This window comes from Pseudomonas mercuritolerans, from assembly GCF_025706525.1.
In the GTDB taxonomy this organism is placed as follows: Bacteria; Pseudomonadota; Gammaproteobacteria; order Pseudomonadales; family Pseudomonadaceae; genus Aquipseudomonas; species Aquipseudomonas mercuritolerans.
The window spans coordinates 202,516-220,692 of the sequence record NZ_JAMSHA010000002.1 but is presented as its reverse complement, the minus strand read 5'-3'; the positions used below and the strand labels follow the sequence as shown (position 1 = coordinate 220,692).

Sequence of the window (18,177 nt, the reverse complement as noted above, 5' to 3'; positions counted from 1 at the left end):
AGTCCCCTCTCCCTCCGGGAGAGGGCTAGGGTGAGGGTAGCTTTTGAACGTTACGCTCAGCGTAATGATTCACCACCCAGCTTGATTGATGCCCTCACCACACACGCCTAACTTGGCTCCACGACAGCGAACCCCGTGGAGTGAGCATGACAACAACAATTTCCCCCGACTCGCGCTGGACGCGGCGGCGTGACGAGAAGCAGCGCCGGCTCGACAAGGTGCGCGGGCTGGCCGATGGCGTGGTGTTGCCCAGTGACAAAATCGTCGCCGCGCTCGAAGCGCTGATCCATCCCGGCGACCGTGTGGTGCTGGAGGGCAACAACCAGAAGCAGGCGGATTTCCTTTCGCGTTCGCTGGCCAAGGCTGACCCGGGCAAGCTCCACGATCTGCACATGATCATGCCCAGCGTCGGCCGCTCCGAGCACCTTGATCTGTTCGAACGCGGCATCGCCCGCAAGCTCGATTTCTCCTTCGCCGGCACCCAGAGCCTGCGCATCAGCCAGTTGCTCGAAGATGGCTTGCTCGAAGTCGGCGCCATTCATACCTACATCGAACTCTACGCCCGCCTCGTCGTGGACCTGATCCCCAACGTTGTGCTCTCGGCCGGCTTCATGGCCGACCGCGCCGGCAACATCTACACCGGCCCGAGCACCGAAGACACCCCGGCGCTGATCGAACCGGCGGCGTTCAGCGACGGCATCGTTATCGTTCAGGTCAACCAATTGGTCGATGACGTCAGCGAACTGCCCCGCGTGGACATTCCCGCTTCATGGGTCGATTTCGTCGTGGTTGCCGACAAGCCTTTCTACATCGAACCGCTGTTCACCCGCGACCCACGGCACATCAAGCCTGTGCACGTGCTGATGGCGATGATGGCGATTCGCGGCATCTACGAAAAACACAACGTGCAGTCGCTCAACCACGGCATTGGTTTCAACACTGCCGCCATCGAACTGATCCTGCCGACCTACGGCGAATCCCTCGGCCTGAAAGGCAAGATCTGCCGCAACTGGACGCTCAATCCGCACCCGACGCTGATCCCGGCGATCGAAAGCGGCTGGGTCGAGAGCGTGCATTGCTTCGGTACCGAACTGGGCATGGAAAACTACATCGCCGCTCGGCCGGATGTGTTCTTCACTGGCCGCGACGGCTCGCTGCGCTCCAACCGCATGGTCTGCCAACTGGCCGGGCAATACGCGGTGGACCTGTTCATCGGCGCGACGCTGCAAGTTGATGGCGACGGCCATTCCTCGACCGTCACCCGAGGCCGTCTGGCCGGTTTCGGTGGTGCGCCAAACATGGGTCACGATCCGCGCGGCCGGCGTCACGGCACCCCGGCGTGGCTGGACATGCGCCACGCCGATGGGCCGCAACCGATGCTCGAACGCGGCAAGAAACTCGTGGTGCAAATGGTCGAGACCTTCCAGGAGGGCGGCAAACCGACCTTCGTCGAAACCCTCGACGCGGTGGAGGTGGCGAAGAAAAGCGGCATGCCGCTGGCGCCGATCATGATCTACGGCGACGACGTTACCCACCTGCTCACCGAAGAAGGCATCGCCTACCTGTACAAGGCGCGCTCGCTGGAAGAGCGCCAGGCGATGATCGCCGCAGTCGCCGGGGTTACCGCCATCGGCCTGCGGCACAACCCGAAAGACACCGAACGCATGCGCCGCGAAGGCCTGATCGCCTTGCCCGAAGACCTCGGCATCCGCCGCACCGACGCCACGCGCGAATTGCTCGCGGCGAAAAGCGTCGCCGATCTGGTCGAGTGGTCCGGCGGCCTGTACAACCCGCCCGCCAAATTCAGGAGCTGGTAATGCACGCATTCAACCTGCAAGCGAAACCGCTTTCTCTGGCTGACCGCTTGGCCGATCTGGCGGTGGACGCGCTGATCGACGAAGCCGATCTGTCGCCGAAACCGGCGCTGGTCGACCGTCGCGGCAACGGCGCGCACACCGATCTGCACCTGGGCCTGATGCACGCGTCGGCGTTGGCCTTGTGGCCAGCGTTCAAGGAAATGGCCGAGGCGGCGCTGGAGATCGGCGAAGTCGGTGTGCCGTTACGCGAAGCGATAGGCCGCATCGGTCGTGAAGGCGAGCAAGCGATGCTCGTGACCACCAACGGCGTCAACACCCATCGCGGTGCGATCTGGGCGTTGGGACTGTTGGTGACGGCCGCCGCGCTGCAACCGAAATCCATCGCCCTGTGCGCCGCACGCCTGGCACTGCTCGACGACCGCTACGCACCGACGCCGCTCAGCCATGGCGCACAGGTCGCCCAGCGTTACGGCGCACGTGGCGCTCGGGAAGAAGCGCAACTCGGCTTTCCGTCCGTGCTGCAACGCGGCCTGCCGCAACTGCACAAAAGTCGCGCCAACGGCCACGGCGAACAGAACGCCCGGCTCGATGCGTTGCTGGCGATCATGACCGAGCTGGCCGACACCTGCGTGCTTTACCGCGCCGGCGAGCCCGGTCTGCAGGCCATGCAGGCCGGCGCGCAAGCGGTGCTCGATGCCGGTGGCAGCGCCAGCCTCAGCGGTCGTCGGCGCCTGCACGAACTGGATCAACAACTCATCGCATTGACTGCCTCGCCCGGTGGCGCCGCCGACCTGCTCGCCGCCACGCTGCTGCTCGATCGTATCGAGCGCGACGGCATCTTTCAGGGAGCGTTTTGATGGAAAACCTATCGTTTGAATTCCCCGCCGGGCAGCCGCCACGCGGGCGTGCGCTGGTCGGTTGTGTCGGCTCGGGGGATCTGGAAGTGCTGATCGAACCGGGTCTGGCCGGCAAACTGACGATCAACGTGCAGACCTCGGTCAACGGCGCGCAGCAGCGCTGGCAGCACCTGTTCGCGCGGATGTTCGACGGCACCACGCCACCGGCGATGGCCATCGATATCCACGATTTCGGCGCGACGCCGGGGGTGGTGCGCTTGCGTCTGGAACAGGGTTTCGAGGAGATCGGCCATGACTGACAGCGCAGCGTTGCTCAACAAACACAGTTTCGTCGAACTTGGCGCACGGCAGCGGGCGCAAGCCTTGCTCGACGCCGGGACCTTTCGCGAACTGCTCGATCCGTTTCAACGGGTCATGTCGCCATGGCTTGAGCGCCAAGGCGTAGTGCCGCAAGCCGACGACGGCGTGATCATCGCCAAGGGCCGTCTCGACGGTTTGCCGGTGGTCATCGCGGCGATTGAAGGTGCGTTCCAGGGCGGCAGCCTTGGTGAAGTCGGCGGGGCGAAGATTGCCGGTGCGCTGGAACTGGCCGCTGAAGACAACCGCAACGGCATCCCCACCCTCGCCGTATTGCTGCTGGAAACCGGTGGCGTGCGCTTGCAGGAAGCCAATCTCGGTCTGGCGGCGATTGCCGATATTCACGCGGCGATTGTCGATTTGCAGCAATACCAACCGGTGGTCGGCGTGGTCGCCGGCAGTGTCGGTTGCTTCGGCGGCATGTCGATCGCCGCAGCGCTGTGCAGTTATTTGCTGGTGACCCAGGAAGCACGTCTCGGCCTGAACGGCCCGCAAGTCATCGAGCAGGAAGCCGGGATCGAGGAATACGACTCCCGCAACCGGCCTTTCATCTGGAGCCTGACCGGCGGCGAACAGCGTTTCAACACGGGACTGGTGGACCGTTATGTCGGCGATGACGTGGCGCAGATTCGTCAGCAGGTCGGTGAATTGCTCCAGCAAGGCTTGCCGGCACAGCCGCGCAGTCAACGCGCCGAGTGGTTCCTGCAACGCCTCGGCAAGCTGGACACGGGCAAGCAAATCGAACCGTCGGTGGTTCGCGATCTGTATCAAGGAGAGCGCTCATGAGCGGTTATTCATTGCGCGGTTTGCACTGGTTCAATGCGCTCAGCGCTGGCGCCAGTGTCGTCGAAGGTTTGCCGCCGTCGTTGAAAGTCGCCGACGCTGAGCTCGGCAGGTTTATCGCCGTGGTCGCCGACCCGGACAATCGTTTTCCCCGCGCCCGCAATGGCGAGGTCGGTCTGCTCGAAGGCTGGGGGCTGGCCAAGGCTGTGGATGACGCGATCAGCGCCGATCGCGACAGCGCCCGGAAGCGCCCGGTCATCGCCATCGTCGATGTGCCGAGCCAGGCGTATGGCCGCCGCGAAGAAGCCCTCGGCATTCATCAGGCCCTGGCCGGCGCGGCGGACAGTTATGCCCGTGCGCGTCTGGCCGGGCATCCGGTGATTGCGCTGCTGGTGGGCAAGGCCATGTCGGGTGCATTTCTCGCCCACGGTTATCAGGCCAATCGCCTGATCGCGCTGCGCGATCCCGGCGTGATGGTCCACGCAATGGGCAAAGCCTCGGCGGCGCGGGTCACCTTGCGCAGTGTCGAGGAACTGGAGGCGCTGGCGTCGAGCGTGCCGCCGATGGCCTATGACATCGACAGCTACGCCAGCCTCGGCCTGCTCTGGGAAACCCTCTCGGTGCAGCAGATTGAACAGCCGACAGAGGAAGATCTGACGCGGGTGACTGAGTGCCTGAAGCAAGCGATCAGCGATGTGACCAGCACTGATTTGAAAGGGCGCCTTGGTGCGAGCAATCGTGCCGCTTCCAGCAAAGTCCGCGAATTGCTGAGGGCGCAGTGGTGAACCTGCCCCTGGCCCATGATCTGCTCTGGGGCATGACCCCAGCGCAGTTGCCGGCGGATGCGCCGCAGTGGGCGATCGCGGCGCTGGCGGCCGGGCACCCGGTAGTGGTGCGGCGGGCGCTGAGTGCTGACGGTTTTGTCGCGGTCGGCGTGCGCGGTGTGTTGCGTGAACAACGGCTGGCGGCATTTATGCCGCTCGATTCGATTGCCCGTCGGGTCAGTCCCGAAGCCCTTTGTCAGGTTGAGTGCGAGCGAGATCTGCCGGTGATGCAGGCGCTCAAACAACTGCGGCCGATGCTCGATGACTGCGGTTGGGTCTGGGGTGTCAGCGGCAGTGTCGGTTTTGAATTGGCCAGTGGTTTTGCAGCGATGCACGCGGCCAGTGATCTCGATCTGATTCTGCGTGCGCCGCACATCATCGGCCGTAATCAGGCGCGCGAACTGGGCGCGCTTTTTGATCAAACTGCGTGCCGGGTCGACATGCAATTGCAGACCCCATTCGGCGCTGTGGCCTTGCGGGAATGGGCCAGCGGTTCGGCCCGAGTGCTGCTGAAAAATGCCCATCAGGCTGCATTGGTGACGAATCCGTGGAACCCGCAGGAGCAGGCAGCGTGAGCAGTCTGCTGGTGTTTCCCGGCCAGGGCGCGCAGCAAACGGGCATGCTCCAGCGTTTGCCTCTGGAAACACTGGCCGAGGCCAGTGATGTGCTGGGCGAAGATGTTGCGCTGCTGGATTCAGCCGAGGCATTGCGCACGACACGAGCGGTTCAGCTGTGCCTGCTGATCGCCGGTGTCGCTGCTTCGCGGCAGTTATTGCAGGATGAACTGAGCGCGGATTACGTCGCCGGCCTGTCCATCGGCGCATACCCGGCAGCAGTGGTGGCGGGAGCCTTGAGTTTCAGCGATGCGCTGCATCTGGTCAGCCTGCGCGGTGAGCTGATGCAGCAGGCTTATCCACAGGGCTACGGCATGACCGCGATCATCGGCTTGCAGTTGTCCACCGTCGAAACCCTGCTGGCGCAAGTGCACAGCGAAGATGCGCCGGTGTACCTGGCCAATATCAACGCGGATAACCAAGTGGTCATCGCCGGCAGCGACAAGGCCATGCACGCGGTGGCCGAACTGGCGCGCAGTCGCGGCGCCGGAGTGGCGAAGCGGCTGGCGGTGAGCGTGCCGTCGCATTGCCCATTGCTGGAAAAACCGGCGCAGGCGCTTGCCGAGGCCTTCGCCAAGGTTGAACTGAAGAACCCGAAAATCGCTTATCTGAGCGGCAGTCGCGCGCGGCCTGTGAGCAAAGTCGAAGCGCTGCGCGATGACCTCGCTTTCAACATGTGCCGCGTGGTGGATTGGCGCGGCACCGTGCAAAGCGCCTACGAGCGCGGCGTGCGTCTACAGATCGAACTGCCGCCCGGTGCGGTGCTGACCGGGCTGGCGCGCCGGGTGTTCGAGCAGGGCACCGTCACTGCCTTCGACAGTGCCCGCCTCGATACCCTGCAAGCGCTGTTGCGCGAGGAGGGTGGCCGCCAACTCTAAAACCGCCGCGACTCAAGCTTCGAACAACAAAAACAACATTCGACGATGCACTTTGAGGACTACAACAATGATTATTTACGGTGTGGCGTTTCTCGCCTTTTGCACGCTGGTCGGTATCTGGGTCGGTGAACTGCTCGGCAAGCTGATCGGCGTGCCGGCCAACGTCGGCGGTGTCGGCATTGCGATGCTGCTGTTGATCGGCCTGGGCAGCTATCTCTACAAGAGCGGCTGGCTCAAGGGCAAGACCGAGCAGGGCGTGGAGTTCTGGAGCGCGATCTACATTCCCATCGTGGTCGCCATGGCCGCGCAGCAGAATGTCTACGGTGCGCTGAAGGGCGGGCCGATGGCGATTCTTGCCGGCACCCTCGCCGTAGTGATCGCTTTTGCCCTGGTGCCGGTGCTGACGCGCATGGGCAACAAGCAAGAGACGCCGATTGCTCCTGCCAAGACTGCGGGGTAATCGCCATGTACGAATCAATGATGAAAGTGATCGCCGGCTACGGTCTGATCAGCGGCTTTTTGATTGTCGGCCTGACCATGTGGGTGTCCTACTGGATGTCCAACACCTTCACCAAGGGCCGTCTGCACGGTTCGGCGATTGCGATTCTGCTCGGGCTGGTGCTGTCGTATATCGGCGGCGCACTCACCGGTGGGCAAAAAGGCGTGGTGGATATTCCCCTGCTGTCCGGCATCGGCCTGCTCGGCGGTGCGATGCTGCGGGATTTCGCGATTGTGGCGACGGCGTTTGGCGTCAGCGTCGATGAACTCAAACGCGCCGGACTCGTCGGTGTGCTGGCGCTGTTTGTCGGCGTTGGCACCTCGTTCGTCGCCGGAGTCGGCGTGGCGATGGCGTTCGGCTACACCGATGCGGTAAGCCTGACCACCATTGGCGCCGGTGCCGTGACTTACATTGTCGGCCCGGTGACCGGCGCGGCGATTGGTGCCAGTTCCGAGGTGATGGCGCTGTCGATTGCGGCGGGGCTGATCAAGGCGATTCTGGTGATGGTGATGACACCGTTCGTGGCACCGATGATCGGCCTGAACAACCCGCGCAGCGCGGTGATTTTCGGTGGTTTGATGGGCACCTCCAGCGGCGTTGCCGGAGGGCTGGCGGCCACCGATCCGAAGCTGGTGCCATATGGTTGCCTGACGGCGGCGTTCTACACCGCGCTTGGGTGTCTGCTGGGGCCTTCGCTGTTGTTTCTGGCGATGCGCGGGTTGATGGGCTAGCTAGTCACCCCCAAAAGCCCCTCACCCTAGCCCTCTCCCGGAGGGAGAGGGGACTGACCGCGTTGGATGTTCGAGATACGCCGACCTGAGATATCGAGTCGAACTCAAGTTTTGAACATTCCCCGATCTGCTCCCTTCCCCCTCGCCCCCTTGGGGGAGAGGGCTGGGGTGAGGGGGTAGCTCTTGATTTTTGATCTTGATCTAAACCCCAGCCTGGCGATTGGCATACATCCGACACTCCGCCAGCAACGCCAGCAGATTCGGATCACGCTCCTTGGCCTTGAGAAACACCACGCCAATGTGCTGCTGCAAGCGGTACTTCTCCTGCAACGGGATGAGCTTCACCCGGTTCTCGTACACCGCCGCAATCCGCCCCGGCAACAAGGCGTACCCCACCCCTGAGCTGACCATGCTCAGCAAAGTGAAGATGTCATTGACCTGCATCGCCACCTTCGGCTCGAATCCCGCTTGCTTGAACACTCGCACACCGTCCTGATGCGTGGCGAAGCCCTGGGTCAGGGTGATGAAGGTTTCATCGCGCACTTCCGCCAGATCGACTTCACTGCGCTGAGCGAATTTTGAATCCGCCGGGGTGGCGAGGAAGATGTCGTCGGAAAACAGCGCAATCTGTTCGCAGTCCGGATCGTTGATGCTGTCGTCCAGCGACACCAGAATCGCGTCGACTTCCATGTTTTTCAGCTTGTAGAGCAGGTCGATGTTCGAGCCGAGGATCAGGTCAATGTTGAGTTCACTGCGGCGGATCTCCAGGCCCATGATCAGCTGCGGCACGGTCTTCACCGTCAGCGAATACAGCGAGCCGAGCTTGAAACGCTCGGCGGAGAACCCGGCGGCTTCGCGGGTCAGGCGCACGCTGTCGACGACGTCGTTGATCAGCTTCTGCGCACGTTCTTCCAGCACATAGGCGCTTTCCAGTGGCGTCAGATTGCGCCCTTCGTGTTTGAACAGCGGGCAGCGCAGGGCGTTTTCCAAAGAGTGAATGGCGCGGTGCACGCTGACGTTGCTGGTCTGCAATTCGGCGGCGGCGCGGGCGAGGTTGCCGGTGCGCATGAAGGCGAGGAACACCTCGAGTTTTTTCAGGGTCAATTCTTCGTCGATCAGCATGGCGCGGACTCTTTTTGGTATCGGCCGATTGTGCCCAATTCCCGCGTGCCGCGCAGGCGAGGTTGAACAGAAACATTGCGCTTTTACGCTCAAGGCCCGAGCCTTGCGCGCTTGCGGTAGTGACTACGAGGTATGCGACACATGTATCACGGGGAAAAACTCAACGCCTGGACCCATCTGGTCGGAGCCATCGCCGCGTTTATCGGCGGCGTATGGATGCTGGTGATTGCCAGCCTCGACGGCAGTCCATGGAAGATCGTCAGCGTGGCGATCTACGCCTTCACTTTGCTGGTGCTCTACAGCGCCTCGACCGTGTACCACAGCGTGCGCGGGCGCAAGAAAGCGATCATGAAGAAGGTCGACCATTTCTCGATCTACCTGTTGATCGCCGGCAGCTACACGCCGTTCTGCCTGGTGACGTTACGCGGGCCTTGGGGCTGGACGCTGTTCGGGATTGTCTGGGGGCTGGCGCTGATCGGCATCCTGCAAGAGATCAAACCGCGCTCCGAGGCACGGATTCTGTCGATCGTGATTTATGCGGTGATGGGCTGGATCGTGCTGGTCGCGGTCAAACCGCTGATTGCCGCACTGGGCACAGCGGGGTTTGCCTGGCTGGCATCGGGCGGGGTGTTGTATACGGTGGGGATTATCTTTTTTGCCCTCGATCACCGCCTGCGGCATGCCCATGGCATCTGGCACCTGTTCGTGATCGCCGGGAGCTTGCTGCATTTTGTCGCGATTCTGTTTTACGTCCTGTAAATGCAATCCCTGTGGGAGCGAGCCTGCTCGCGAAGGCGTCAGGTCAGCCAACACCTTCGTTAAATGAAACACCGCTTTCGCGAGCAGGCTCGCTCCCACAATAAATCTTCAGTGAACTCTGGTGTTGTGAACACCCTAGATCCAATGTGGGAGCGAGCCTGCTCGCGAAGGGGCCTTAGAAATCACCCCAAAGTTGCTGGGCTACCGCCAGCGCCACCACCGGCGCAGTCTCGGTGCGCAGCACCCGTGGGCCGAGGCGGGCGGCGTGGAAGCCATTGCCTTTGGCCTGCTCGACTTCGCCGTCCGTCAGGCCACCTTCCGGCCCGATCAGGAACGCCAGCGTCTCCGGTTTGGCATGGCTGACCAGCGGTTCTGCGACCGGGTGCAGCACCAGTTTCAATTCGGCTTCGGTCTGCTTGAGCCAGTCTGCCAGCAACACCGGAGGATGAATCACCGGCACCCGTGAACGCCCGCACTGTTCGCAGGCACTGATCGCCACTTGGCGCCAATGCAGCAAGCGCTTGTCGGCGCGTTCGTCCTTGAGCCGCACTTCGCAGCGTTCGCTGAAGATCGGCGTGATTTGCGTCACGCCCAGTTCCGTGGCTTTCTGAATCGCCCAGTCCATGCGCTCGCCTCGGGACAGGCCCTGGCCAAGGTGGATCCGCAGCGGCGATTCGACTTGCCCGGCGAATTGCTCGTCGAGCTGCACGACCACGCGTTTCTTGCCGACGTCCACCAAGGACCCGCGAAATTCATGGCCGGAACCGTCGAACAACTGCACCGCATCGCCTTCGGCCATGCGCAGTACGCGGCTGATGTAATGCGCCTGGGCTTCTGGCAGTTCGTGTTCGCCAGTGCTCAGCGGGGCGTCGATAAAGAAGCGGGACAGTCTCATTTCGGGTCTCTGGAAAGATATGAATCAGTTGGATCGGTGTCGACTTCATTCGCGAGCAGGCTCGCTCCCACACTTGAAATGCATTCCCCTGTGGGAGCGAGCCTGCTCGCGAAAGCGGTAGTCCAGCCACCGCAAATCTCAAGCAAGGCGAATCAGCCCGGATCGCGGAAACCGGGGTGGAAGTCTTTCGGCACCGCCACGCTGACGCTGTCACGCGTAGCAATATCAATACCTTCACTGGCCACTTCGGCCAAGAAGTCGATCTGCTCCGGGGTGATTACATACGGCGGCAGGAAATACACCACGCTGCCCAGCGGCCGCAACAACGCACCACGTTCCAGCGCATGCTGGAACACCTTCAAGCCACGACGCTCCTGCCAAGGGTAGGCCTCTTTCGTGGCTTTATCCTTGACCATCTCGATCGCCAGGACCATGCCGGTCTGGCGCACTTCGGAGACGTTCGGGTGATCGACCAGATGCGCGGTCGCCGAGGCCATGCGCTGAGCCAGCGCCTGGTTGTTCTCGATGACGTTGTCCTGCTCGAAGATATCCAGGGTCGCCAGTGCCGCAGCGCAGGCCAGCGGGTTGCCGGTGTAGCTGTGCGAATGCAGGAAGGCGCGCAGGGTCGGGTAGTCGTCGTAGAAGGCGCTGTAGACCTCGTCGGTGGTCAGGCACGCCGCCAGCGGCAGATAGCCGCCGGTGAGGGCTTTCGACAGACAGAGGAAGTCCGGGCGGATGCCGGCCTGTTCGCAGGCGAACATCGTCCCGGTGCGGCCGAAGCCGACCGCGATTTCATCGTGGATCAGGTGCACGCCGTAGCGGTCGCAGGCCTCGCGCAGCAGCTTGAGGTACACCGGGTGATACATGCGCATACCGCCCGCGCCCTGAATCAGCGGCTCGACGATCACTGCCGCGACGCTGTCATGATTCTCCGCCAGGGTCTGTTCCATGGCGGCGAACATATTGCGCGAGTGTTCTTCCCAGCTCATGCCGTCGGGACGCAGATAGCAATCCGGGCTCGGCACTTTGATGGTGTCCATCAGCAGCGCTTTGTAGGTCTCGGTGAACAGCGGCACATCGCCAACCGCCATCGCTGCCATGGTTTCGCCGTGGTAGCTGTTGGTCAGGGTGACGAAGCGCTTCTTGTTCGGTTGGCCGCGATTGAGCCAGTAGTGAAAGCTCATCTTCAGCGCGACTTCGATGCAGGACGAGCCGTTATCGGCGTAGAACACCCGATTCAGGCCTTGCGGCGTCATCTTCACCAGACGCTCGGACAGCTCGATCACCGGTTGATGGCTGAAACCGGCAAGAATCACATGTTCGAGTTGATCGACCTGATCCTTGATGCGCTGGTTGATGCGCGGGTTGGCGTGGCCGAACACGTTGACCCACCACGAGCTGACCGCGTCGAGGTAGCGCTTGCCTTCGAAGTCTTCGAGCCAGACGCCTTCGCCGCGCTTGATCGGGATCAGCGGCAGCTGTTCGTGGTCTTTCATCTGGGTGCAGGGATGCCACAACACCGCGAGATCGCGTTGCATCCACTGGTTATTCAGGCCCATTTACAGTCTCCTCGAGGCGGCTCGCGTCAGGCGCGGGCGAACAATCGCGCAAGCCTATGCAATGCATCGCGCGGGAACAACCCATTGTGTCGATTGAGCTACTTTGTCTGAGCCGATAGACGTCGCTGGCGGCGTTTTGATGGCTAACGTATTCTTCGCGGTTCTTTGAGTCGTCTGACTCGCAAAACTGCTTTTTCCCACATGTTTTTCCGGAGTTCGCTGAATGTCTGTCGGTTGGCTGCGCGCCTGTGCGCTGGTGATGTTGGGGCTGTTCAGCGTTACGGCGCTGGCCAAGGATAAAACCGCAATCGTGATCGGCGGTGGCCTGTCGGGTCTGACCGCCGCTTACGAACTGCAGAACAAAGGCTGGCAGGTCACCCTGCTGGAAGCCAAACCAAGTCTGGGCGGCCGCTCGGGCATGGCCACCAGCGAGTGGATCGGCAACGACAAGACCCAGCCGGTGCTGAACAAGTACGTGTCGACCTTCAAGCTCGGCACCACGCCGGCGCCGGAATTCGTGCGTACGCCGGGTTATCTGATCGACGGCGATTATTTTTCCGCCGCTGATCTGGCCACCAAGCAGCCAGCCACCGCCGATGCGCTCAAGCGCTACCAGAAAACCCTCGACGATCTGGCGCGCTCGATCGACGACCCGCAGAACCCGGCGGCGACCGCCACCCTGCATGCACTGGACCAGATCACCGTATCGAGCTGGCTCGACAAGCAGAACCTGCCGGCCACCGCGCGTCAGTTGATCAACCAGGACATCCGTACCCACTACGACGAACCTTCGCGTCTGTCGCTGCTGTATTTCGCTCAGCAGAACCGCGTCTATCGCGGCGTCTCCGACCGCGACCTGCGCGCCTCGCGTCTGGTCGGTGGCAGCCAGGTGCTGGCCCAGGCCTTCGTCAAACAGATCAAGACCATCAAGACCAGCTCGCCGGTCTCGGCCATCATCCAGGACAAGGACGGCGTGACCGTCAAAGTCGGCAGCGTCGGCTATCAGGCTGACTATGTGGTGCTGGCGGTGCCTTTGCGCGCGCTGAACAAGATCTCGCTGACCCCGGCGCTGGATGCTCAGCATCTGGCAGCGATCAAAGGCACCAACTACGGCTGGCGCGACCAGATCATGCTGAAGTTCAAGACGCCAGTGTGGGAAAGCAAATCGCGCATGTCCGGCGAGATCTACAGCAATACCGGTCTGGGCATGCTCTGGATCGAACCGGCGCTGAAGGGTGGCGCCAACGTGGTGATCAACCTGTCCGGCGACAACGCTCGGGTGATGCAGGCGTTCGGCGACAAGCAGATGGTCGATCAGGTGCTGATCCGTCTGCACGCGTTTTATCCACAGGCCCGTGGCTCGTTCACCGGTTATGAGATCCGCCGATACAGCACTGACCCGTCGATGGGCGGCGCCTACCTGGCTTACGGCCCGGGGCAGATCAGCAAGTTCTGGCGCCTGTGGGAACGTCCGCTGCAACGCGTAGCGTTCGCCGGCGAACACACCGACACCTTGTACCCGGGCACCTTGGAAGGCGCACTGCGCACCGGCCAGCGCGCGGCCAGCCAGGTTGAAGATCTGGCGGCAGGCAAGTCGTTTGAACCGGTCAAAGTGGTTCCGGCTGCAGCAGCGGCAGGCGCGGCGGGTGCGGCGGCGGCGAAGAAGGGCAACTTCTTCACTAACCTGTTCGGCGGCTCGGATGACGAGAAGAAGCCTGAGCCTGTGAAGGCACCCGAGCCTGCGCCAGCACCTGTTGCTCCAGCGCCTGCACCGACCCCGGCACCTGCGCCAGCGCCGGTGGAAGCACCGAAACCAGCGGCCCCGGTGAAAGCCGAGCCGGCGAAGAAAGCAGCGGCCAAGCCTGCGGCGAAGAAGCCCGCGGCCAAAACCGAAACCAAAAAGCCTGCGGCCAAACCGGCAGCGAAGAAGGCTGAGCCGGCGAAGAAGCCAGCGGCCAAGCCTGCTGCAACTACCGAGACCAAGGCGCAGTAAACCTTGGTTCATGTGAAAAACGCGGCCCTCGGGTCGCGTTTTTTTTGCCCTGCGTTTGTGTCCTTCGCGGACCGGTTCCATGGCTGACCTGCGTACCGGAGGCTTCCCACAAGACGCTCGGAATCAGGTGATAGCGGCTGCCCGTCGACCAATTTTATGCTGGGAAAAATTGGAGCTCTCTGATGAAAACACTCACGCTGATACTGTTGCTGATTGCACTTCCCGGTTGTAGCAACGGGCAATTCTTTCCCGGCGGTTATGGTTCGGAACTAGCGCATAAATGCCAGATAGATCCTTACAATGCCGAGTGCCTGCAACCGCCCGCAGTACTTCACAACTAGCCAGTCACACCGTCTGAATCGGTCAGAACTCCCACTTGAAGAACTCTGTCCCGTTCGGCAGTTTCCTCAGCCACTTTTGCTTGGGTTTGCGCAGGCGCCCGGGAATGAAACCGAAACGCGCCCAGCGCAGACTGCCCGTGCGCTGGTCGTAAATCACCAGGTTTCCATCGTCCTGCACAGTCATGTATGTGTTGTACCAAAGCGCCTTGTCGGCGCTGTGCGTGCTTTCCGCGATCCATAATCGTCGCCTGGAAGGGTCATACAGAAAGCCGCTGTTGCTGATCACGAACTGCAGCGGCTCGCGCATCTTCTTCGGGTGCAAAGTTGCGCTGTAAGGTTGATTGGCGTCGGCGATCCAGATAACCCCCTCACCGTCTTTGAGGACCAGATTTCCATCGCTTTGCAGCATCAGACGAAATCGACCGTTCTCGGATTGCAGGAATTGGCCGGGAGACATCGTTTGATTGGGCGGCAGTACAGAAGAACCGCTTGCTTGAAAGGGCGTATATCGCAGAGCCATGTTTTTGCACCTGTCTGTAATGAGAATGGAGACATCATTCGAACAGGTTCAAAAGCCGCATCAGCGGTACAGGGTTATCGGCTTCGCAGTCCTGTGCCTTTGTCGTTGAAACGCGGCATCAGTCATTTGTACAAGCACCTCACAGCGAATTCGCCTTTAATCCTTCCTTAACACCCCGCTCGCAGACTCTTGATCGTATTTCTCGATATTTCAAAGCAAAATTTTCCGCTTTAATTCGATAGATAACTCGCTAGTCTTGGTTCGCAGTTCTCACAGGATTTGGGCAATGCAGCTACGTAACTCTTCTTCGCGCTATGGTTGGGTCAGCATCTTCATGCATTGGGTCGTGGCGTTGGCGGTCTTCGGGCTGTTTGCGCTGGGTCTGTGGATGGTCGGGCTGGATTACTACAGCACCTGGCGCAAAGACGCGCCGGACCTGCACAAGAGCATCGGTCTGGTGCTCCTCGCGGTGATGGTGTTGCGAGTGCTGTGGCGCTTCATCAGCCCGCCGCCGCCAACGCTGCAAAGCTACAGTCGCATGACCCGTATCGGCGCTAAATTCGGCCACGGGTTTCTGTATCTGGCGCTGTTCGCTGTGATGATTGCCGGTTACCTGATTTCCACCGCAGACGGTGTCGGGATCCCGGTGTTTGGCCTGTTTGAAGTTCCTGCTCTGCTCTCCGGACTACCGGATCAGGCAGATACCGCTGGGGTGATTCATCTCTGGCTGGCGTGGGCACTGGTAATTTTTTCCGGTCTCCATGCGTTGGCAGCATTGAAGCACCACTTTATCGATCGTGATGCGACCCTCACTCGAATGCTCGGTCGCAAAGCCTGAAATTCAACCTCGACTCAAAGGAAAAGAAAGCATGTTGAAAAAGACTCTGGCCGCTCTGGCAATCGGTTCGGCCGTACTGTCCGCCAACGTAATGGCTGCTGACTATGTGGTAGACAAGGAAGGCCAGCACGCCTTCGTCGACTTCAAGATCAGCCACTTGGGCTACAGCTACATCACCGGTACCTTCAAGGACATCGACGGCAAGTTCAGCTTCGATGCTGCCAAGCCTGAAGACAGCAAGATCGAGTTCAACGTCAACACTGCCAGCGTGTTCACCAACCACGCCGAACGCGACAAGCACATCGCCAGCGCTGACTTCCTCAACGCCAGCAAATTCGGCAAGGCCACCTTCGTGTCCACCAGCGTCAAGTCCACTGGTGCCAATACCGCTGACGTGACCGGCGACCTGACCCTGCTGGGCGTGACCAAGCCAGTTGTCGTCAAGGCAACTTTCCTGGGCGAAGGCAAGGATCCATGGGGCGGCTACCGTGCCGGCTTCGAAGGCACCACCACCATCAAGCGTTCCGATTTCGGCAAGCAGAAAGACCTCGGTCCGAAGTCCGACGCGGTCGAGCTGTATGTTTCGTTCGAAGGTGTGAAAGCGAAATAAATTTCGCCGCCACATGAAAACGCCCCCGGTCGCAAGGCCGGGGGCGTTTTTTATTGCCACAACACAGATCCCCTGTAGGAGCTGCCGAAGGCTGCGATCTTTTGATCTTGATTTTTGAAGATCAAGATCAGGATCAAAAGATCGCAGCCTTCGGCAGCTCCTACACAAAGCGATTTGCAGCGCTCAAAAAAATGCCCCGGCTCTTTCGAGTCGGGGCATTTTTCATTGCGGCTTGAAACTCAGCGATTGCGGGTCAGCAAGGCTGGTTTCTCGCCACGCGGGCGGCTTGGCAGTTGATCGAGCTGCTCAGGCGTCGGGAAGCGGTCGGCTTTCGATTCCTTGTGCATGATCTTCGGACCATTGCTGCGCGGATTCTGCACGGCCGGTTCGCTGCGTGGCTGATCGTCACGGGCCGGACGGCGGTTGCGCGGCGCGGATTCGTCACGACGACCCTGACCGTCACGCGGTGCGCCATTGCGCGGGCCGCTGCGTTTGGCCGGTGGAGTGCCGGTGCTCGAACCGTTGCTGTTGCGCGGACCGTTCTGGCGACCCTGTGGCTGACCGCCGCGTGGTGCGCCAGTGCCGGCGCCTTGCGCCGGAGCGCCAGGACGACGGCCACGGCCGCCGGCCGGAGCAGCCTTCGGCACGTAGTCAACGCGGTTACCGAAGTTATCCACATCGTCGTCGAGGAATTCGTCCGGGGCACGGTCAGCCGCTGCACGCGGTGGCTGGCTTGGGCGCTGGTCGCGGCTCGGGGTGCCTTCGCGCGGTTTTTGCTGACGGGCAGGGCGCTCGCCACGTTCACCGGCCGGCTTTTCCTTGCCCTTGTCTTTGCCCTTGTCCTTGCGACCGCCGCCACCGCCGCCGCCATTCGGGCCGTCGCCACGTGGGCCACGGGAATTGCGCGGGTTGCGGATGTCCGGACGCTCGCGGGCTTCCGGCTTCTCGGCTTCGATGGTGCTGGAGTCGAAGCCCATCAGATCGCCGTCGGCAATCTTCTGCTTGGTCATGCGCTCGATGCTTTTCAGCAGCTTTTCTTCGTCCGGGGCAACCAGCGAGATCGCCTCACCCGAACGACCGGCGCGGCCAGTACGGCCGATACGGTGCACGTAATCTTCATCAACGTTCGGCAGTTCGAAGTTGACCACATGCGGCAACTGATCGATGTCCAGGCCGCGGGCGGCGATGTCGGTGGCAACCAGAATGCGCACTTCACCGGCCTTGAAGTCGGCCAGGGCTTTGGTGCGGGCGTTCTGGCTCTTGTTACCGTGGATCGCCACAGCCGGCAGGCCGTGCTTGTCCAAGTATTCGGCGAGACGGTTGGCGCCGTGCTTGGTGCGGGTGAACACCAGCACCTGTTCCCACGCGCCGGCGGTGATCAGGTGCGCCAGCAGTGCGCGCTTGTGGCTGGCCGGCAGGCGGAACACGCGTTGTTCGATGCGCTCGACCGTGGTGTTCGGCGGCGTCACTTCGATGCGTTCCGGGTTGTGCAGCAGTTTGCCGGCGAGGTCGGTGATGTCTTTGGAGAAAGTCGCCGAGAACAGCAGGTTCTGGCGCTTGGCCGGCAGACGTGCGAGGACTTTCTTCACGTCGTGGACAAAACCCATGTCGAGCATGCGGTCGGCTTCGTCGAGGACGAGAATTTCCACGTGGGACAGATCGACGCTGCCCTGGCCGGCGAGGTCGAGCAAGCGACCCGGGCAGGCGACGAGGACGTCGACGCCACGGGACATGGCCTGGACCTGCGGGTTCATGCCGACGCCGCCGAAGATGCAGGCGCTGACGAATTTCAGGTCACGGGCGTAGATCTTGAAGCTCTCGTGCACCTGGGCCGCGAGTTCGCGGGTTGGGGTCAGGACCAGCACGCGCGGTTGGCGCGGGCCGTGACGCTGGGATTTGTCCGGGTGACCGTTGGGGAACAACCGCTCCAGAATCGGGAGGGCGAAGCCGCCGGTTTTACCGGTACCTGTCTGAGCCGCCACCATCAGGTCGCGACCTTGCAACACGGCGGGAATGGCCCGCTGTTGCACCGGAGTAGGCTCGGTATAGCCCGCATCTTCGATGGCACGGACTAAAGCCTCGGAGAGACCGAGGGAAGCAAAGGACATGAGTAATCCTGTTTTAGTTAGGGCTTGGCCCAATGGGAGTCTTGCCTGGCGCGAATCACGTTTAAGAGGACG

At 61.6% G+C, this 18,177-nt stretch carries 18 protein-coding genes; 13 read left to right on the top strand and 5 right to left on the bottom strand.

All coding sequences use genetic code 11. The features are described 5' to 3' along the window. Nucleotides 1–146 precede the first annotated feature (146 nt). The 9 genes from mdcA (at nucleotide 147) to madM (ending at nucleotide 7,360) form a co-directional block, all read left to right on the top strand. Nucleotides 147–1,817 (top strand): malonate decarboxylase subunit alpha, encoded by a 1,671-nt coding sequence (mdcA, locus tag ND528_RS05745; protein WP_212617347.1) that lies wholly within the window; start codon nucleotides 147–149, stop codon nucleotides 1,815–1,817. Continuing rightward, entirely contained in the window at nucleotides 1,817–2,674 is an 858-nt protein-coding gene (locus ND528_RS05740; protein ID WP_263469892.1) for a triphosphoribosyl-dephospho-CoA synthase, read from the top strand. Before mdcA ends, ND528_RS05740 begins: the two co-directional genes overlap by 1 nt. Next, on the top strand, nucleotides 2,674–2,973 hold the full coding sequence (locus ND528_RS05735; protein WP_039757560.1) for a malonate decarboxylase subunit delta: 300 nt from the start codon (nucleotides 2,674–2,676) through the stop codon (nucleotides 2,971–2,973). Before ND528_RS05740 ends, ND528_RS05735 begins: the two co-directional genes overlap by 1 nt. Then, complete coding sequence (locus tag ND528_RS05730) at nucleotides 2,966–3,817, top strand: biotin-independent malonate decarboxylase subunit beta (protein WP_263469891.1); 852 nt, start codon at nucleotides 2,966–2,968, stop codon at nucleotides 3,815–3,817. Before ND528_RS05735 ends, ND528_RS05730 begins: the two co-directional genes overlap by 8 nt. Further along, nucleotides 3,814–4,599 (top strand): biotin-independent malonate decarboxylase subunit gamma, encoded by a 786-nt coding sequence (gene mdcE / locus ND528_RS05725; protein WP_263469890.1) that lies wholly within the window; start codon nucleotides 3,814–3,816, stop codon nucleotides 4,597–4,599. Before ND528_RS05730 ends, mdcE begins: the two co-directional genes overlap by 4 nt. Beyond that, on the top strand, nucleotides 4,593–5,213 hold the full coding sequence (locus ND528_RS05720) for a malonate decarboxylase holo-ACP synthase (protein ID WP_263469889.1): 621 nt from the start codon (nucleotides 4,593–4,595) through the stop codon (nucleotides 5,211–5,213). Before mdcE ends, ND528_RS05720 begins: the two co-directional genes overlap by 7 nt. Beyond that, nucleotides 5,210–6,130, top strand: coding sequence for a malonate decarboxylase subunit epsilon (mdcH, locus tag ND528_RS05715; RefSeq protein ID WP_263469888.1), 921 nt, complete (start codon nucleotides 5,210–5,212; stop codon nucleotides 6,128–6,130). The genes ND528_RS05720 and mdcH overlap by 4 nt, the downstream gene beginning before the upstream one ends. A gap of 67 nt (nucleotides 6,131–6,197) precedes the next feature. After that, on the top strand, nucleotides 6,198–6,590 hold the full coding sequence (gene madL / locus ND528_RS05710) for a malonate transporter subunit MadL (protein ID WP_016772756.1): 393 nt from the start codon (nucleotides 6,198–6,200) through the stop codon (nucleotides 6,588–6,590). Nucleotides 6,591–6,595: 5 nt separating this feature from the next. After that, complete coding sequence (gene madM, locus ND528_RS05705) at nucleotides 6,596–7,360, top strand: malonate transporter subunit MadM (RefSeq protein WP_263469887.1); 765 nt, start codon at nucleotides 6,596–6,598, stop codon at nucleotides 7,358–7,360. A gap of 201 nt (nucleotides 7,361–7,561) precedes the next feature. Here madM and ND528_RS05700 read toward each other — a convergent pair whose 3' ends face one another. Further along, a complete protein-coding gene (locus ND528_RS05700) occupies nucleotides 7,562–8,482 on the bottom strand; it encodes a LysR family transcriptional regulator (RefSeq protein ID WP_263469886.1) in 921 nt (306 codons plus the stop codon). A gap of 141 nt (nucleotides 8,483–8,623) precedes the next feature. Between ND528_RS05700 and trhA the strand changes: the two genes are divergently transcribed. Next, nucleotides 8,624–9,241 carry a PAQR family membrane homeostasis protein TrhA gene (gene trhA / locus ND528_RS05695; protein WP_039757573.1) on the top strand — a complete coding sequence of 206 codons (618 nt, stop codon included), beginning with the start codon at nucleotides 8,624–8,626 and terminating at the stop codon, nucleotides 9,239–9,241. Nucleotides 9,242–9,416: 175 nt separating this feature from the next. Here trhA and ND528_RS05685 read toward each other — a convergent pair whose 3' ends face one another. Next, entirely contained in the window at nucleotides 9,417–10,136 is a 720-nt protein-coding gene (locus tag ND528_RS05685; protein WP_263469885.1) for a 16S rRNA (uracil(1498)-N(3))-methyltransferase, read from the bottom strand. A 152-nt stretch (nucleotides 10,137–10,288) separates the two neighbouring features. Then, complete coding sequence (locus ND528_RS05680; RefSeq protein ID WP_263469884.1) at nucleotides 10,289–11,695, bottom strand: adenosylmethionine--8-amino-7-oxononanoate transaminase; 1,407 nt, start codon at nucleotides 11,693–11,695, stop codon at nucleotides 10,289–10,291. A 223-nt stretch (nucleotides 11,696–11,918) separates the two neighbouring features. Between ND528_RS05680 and ND528_RS05675 the strand changes: the two genes are divergently transcribed. Then, nucleotides 11,919–13,688, top strand: coding sequence for a flavin monoamine oxidase family protein (locus ND528_RS05675; RefSeq protein WP_263469883.1), 1,770 nt, complete (start codon nucleotides 11,919–11,921; stop codon nucleotides 13,686–13,688). 363 nt (nucleotides 13,689–14,051) lie between these two features. Here the strand turns inward: ND528_RS05675 and ND528_RS05670 are convergent, their stop codons facing one another. After that, entirely contained in the window at nucleotides 14,052–14,549 is a 498-nt protein-coding gene (locus ND528_RS05670) for a hypothetical protein (protein WP_137214294.1), read from the bottom strand. 286 nt (nucleotides 14,550–14,835) lie between these two features. On the opposite strand from ND528_RS05670, the gene ND528_RS05665 reads away from it, so the two are divergent. Both ND528_RS05665 and ND528_RS05660 read left to right on the top strand, forming a co-directional pair. Beyond that, on the top strand, nucleotides 14,836–15,387 hold the full coding sequence (locus ND528_RS05665) for a cytochrome b (RefSeq protein ID WP_130910862.1): 552 nt from the start codon (nucleotides 14,836–14,838) through the stop codon (nucleotides 15,385–15,387). 31 nt (nucleotides 15,388–15,418) lie between these two features. Next, nucleotides 15,419–15,997, top strand: a complete 579-nt coding sequence (locus ND528_RS05660) for a YceI family protein (protein WP_039757580.1) — start codon at nucleotides 15,419–15,421, stop codon at nucleotides 15,995–15,997. A gap of 239 nt (nucleotides 15,998–16,236) precedes the next feature. On the opposite strand, the gene ND528_RS05655 is transcribed toward ND528_RS05660, so the two are convergent. Beyond that, nucleotides 16,237–18,105 carry a DEAD/DEAH box helicase gene (locus ND528_RS05655; protein ID WP_263469882.1) on the bottom strand — a complete coding sequence of 623 codons (1,869 nt, stop codon included), beginning with the start codon at nucleotides 18,103–18,105 and terminating at the stop codon, nucleotides 16,237–16,239. Nucleotides 18,106–18,177: the final 72 nt, after the last annotated feature.

Bases quoted from the DNA above. Each gene is read 5' to 3' on its own strand.
- mdcA (WP_212617347.1), top strand. From the start codon at position 147: ATGACAACAACAATTTCCCCCGACTCGCGCTGGACGCGGCGGCGTGAC.
- ND528_RS05740 (WP_263469892.1), top strand. From the start codon at position 1,817: ATGCACGCATTCAACCTGCAAGCGAAACCGCTTTCTCTGGCTGACCGC.
- ND528_RS05735 (WP_039757560.1), top strand. From the start codon at position 2,674: ATGGAAAACCTATCGTTTGAATTCCCCGCCGGGCAGCCGCCACGCGGG.
- ND528_RS05730 (WP_263469891.1), top strand. From the start codon at position 2,966: ATGACTGACAGCGCAGCGTTGCTCAACAAACACAGTTTCGTCGAACTT.
- mdcE (WP_263469890.1), top strand. From the start codon at position 3,814: ATGAGCGGTTATTCATTGCGCGGTTTGCACTGGTTCAATGCGCTCAGC.
- madL (WP_016772756.1), top strand. From the start codon at position 6,198: ATGATTATTTACGGTGTGGCGTTTCTCGCCTTTTGCACGCTGGTCGGT.
- madM (WP_263469887.1), top strand. From the start codon at position 6,596: ATGTACGAATCAATGATGAAAGTGATCGCCGGCTACGGTCTGATCAGC.
- ND528_RS05700 (WP_263469886.1), bottom strand. From the start codon at position 8,482: ATGCTGATCGACGAAGAATTGACCCTGAAAAAACTCGAGGTGTTCCTC.
- trhA (WP_039757573.1), top strand. From the start codon at position 8,624: ATGTATCACGGGGAAAAACTCAACGCCTGGACCCATCTGGTCGGAGCC.
- ND528_RS05685 (WP_263469885.1), bottom strand. From the start codon at position 10,136: ATGAGACTGTCCCGCTTCTTTATCGACGCCCCGCTGAGCACTGGCGAA.
- ND528_RS05680 (WP_263469884.1), bottom strand. From the start codon at position 11,695: ATGGGCCTGAATAACCAGTGGATGCAACGCGATCTCGCGGTGTTGTGG.
- ND528_RS05675 (WP_263469883.1), top strand. From the start codon at position 11,919: ATGTCTGTCGGTTGGCTGCGCGCCTGTGCGCTGGTGATGTTGGGGCTG.
- ND528_RS05670 (WP_137214294.1), bottom strand. From the start codon at position 14,549: ATGGCTCTGCGATATACGCCCTTTCAAGCAAGCGGTTCTTCTGTACTG.
- ND528_RS05665 (WP_130910862.1), top strand. From the start codon at position 14,836: ATGCAGCTACGTAACTCTTCTTCGCGCTATGGTTGGGTCAGCATCTTC.
- ND528_RS05660 (WP_039757580.1), top strand. From the start codon at position 15,419: ATGTTGAAAAAGACTCTGGCCGCTCTGGCAATCGGTTCGGCCGTACTG.
- ND528_RS05655 (WP_263469882.1), bottom strand. From the start codon at position 18,105: ATGTCCTTTGCTTCCCTCGGTCTCTCCGAGGCTTTAGTCCGTGCCATC.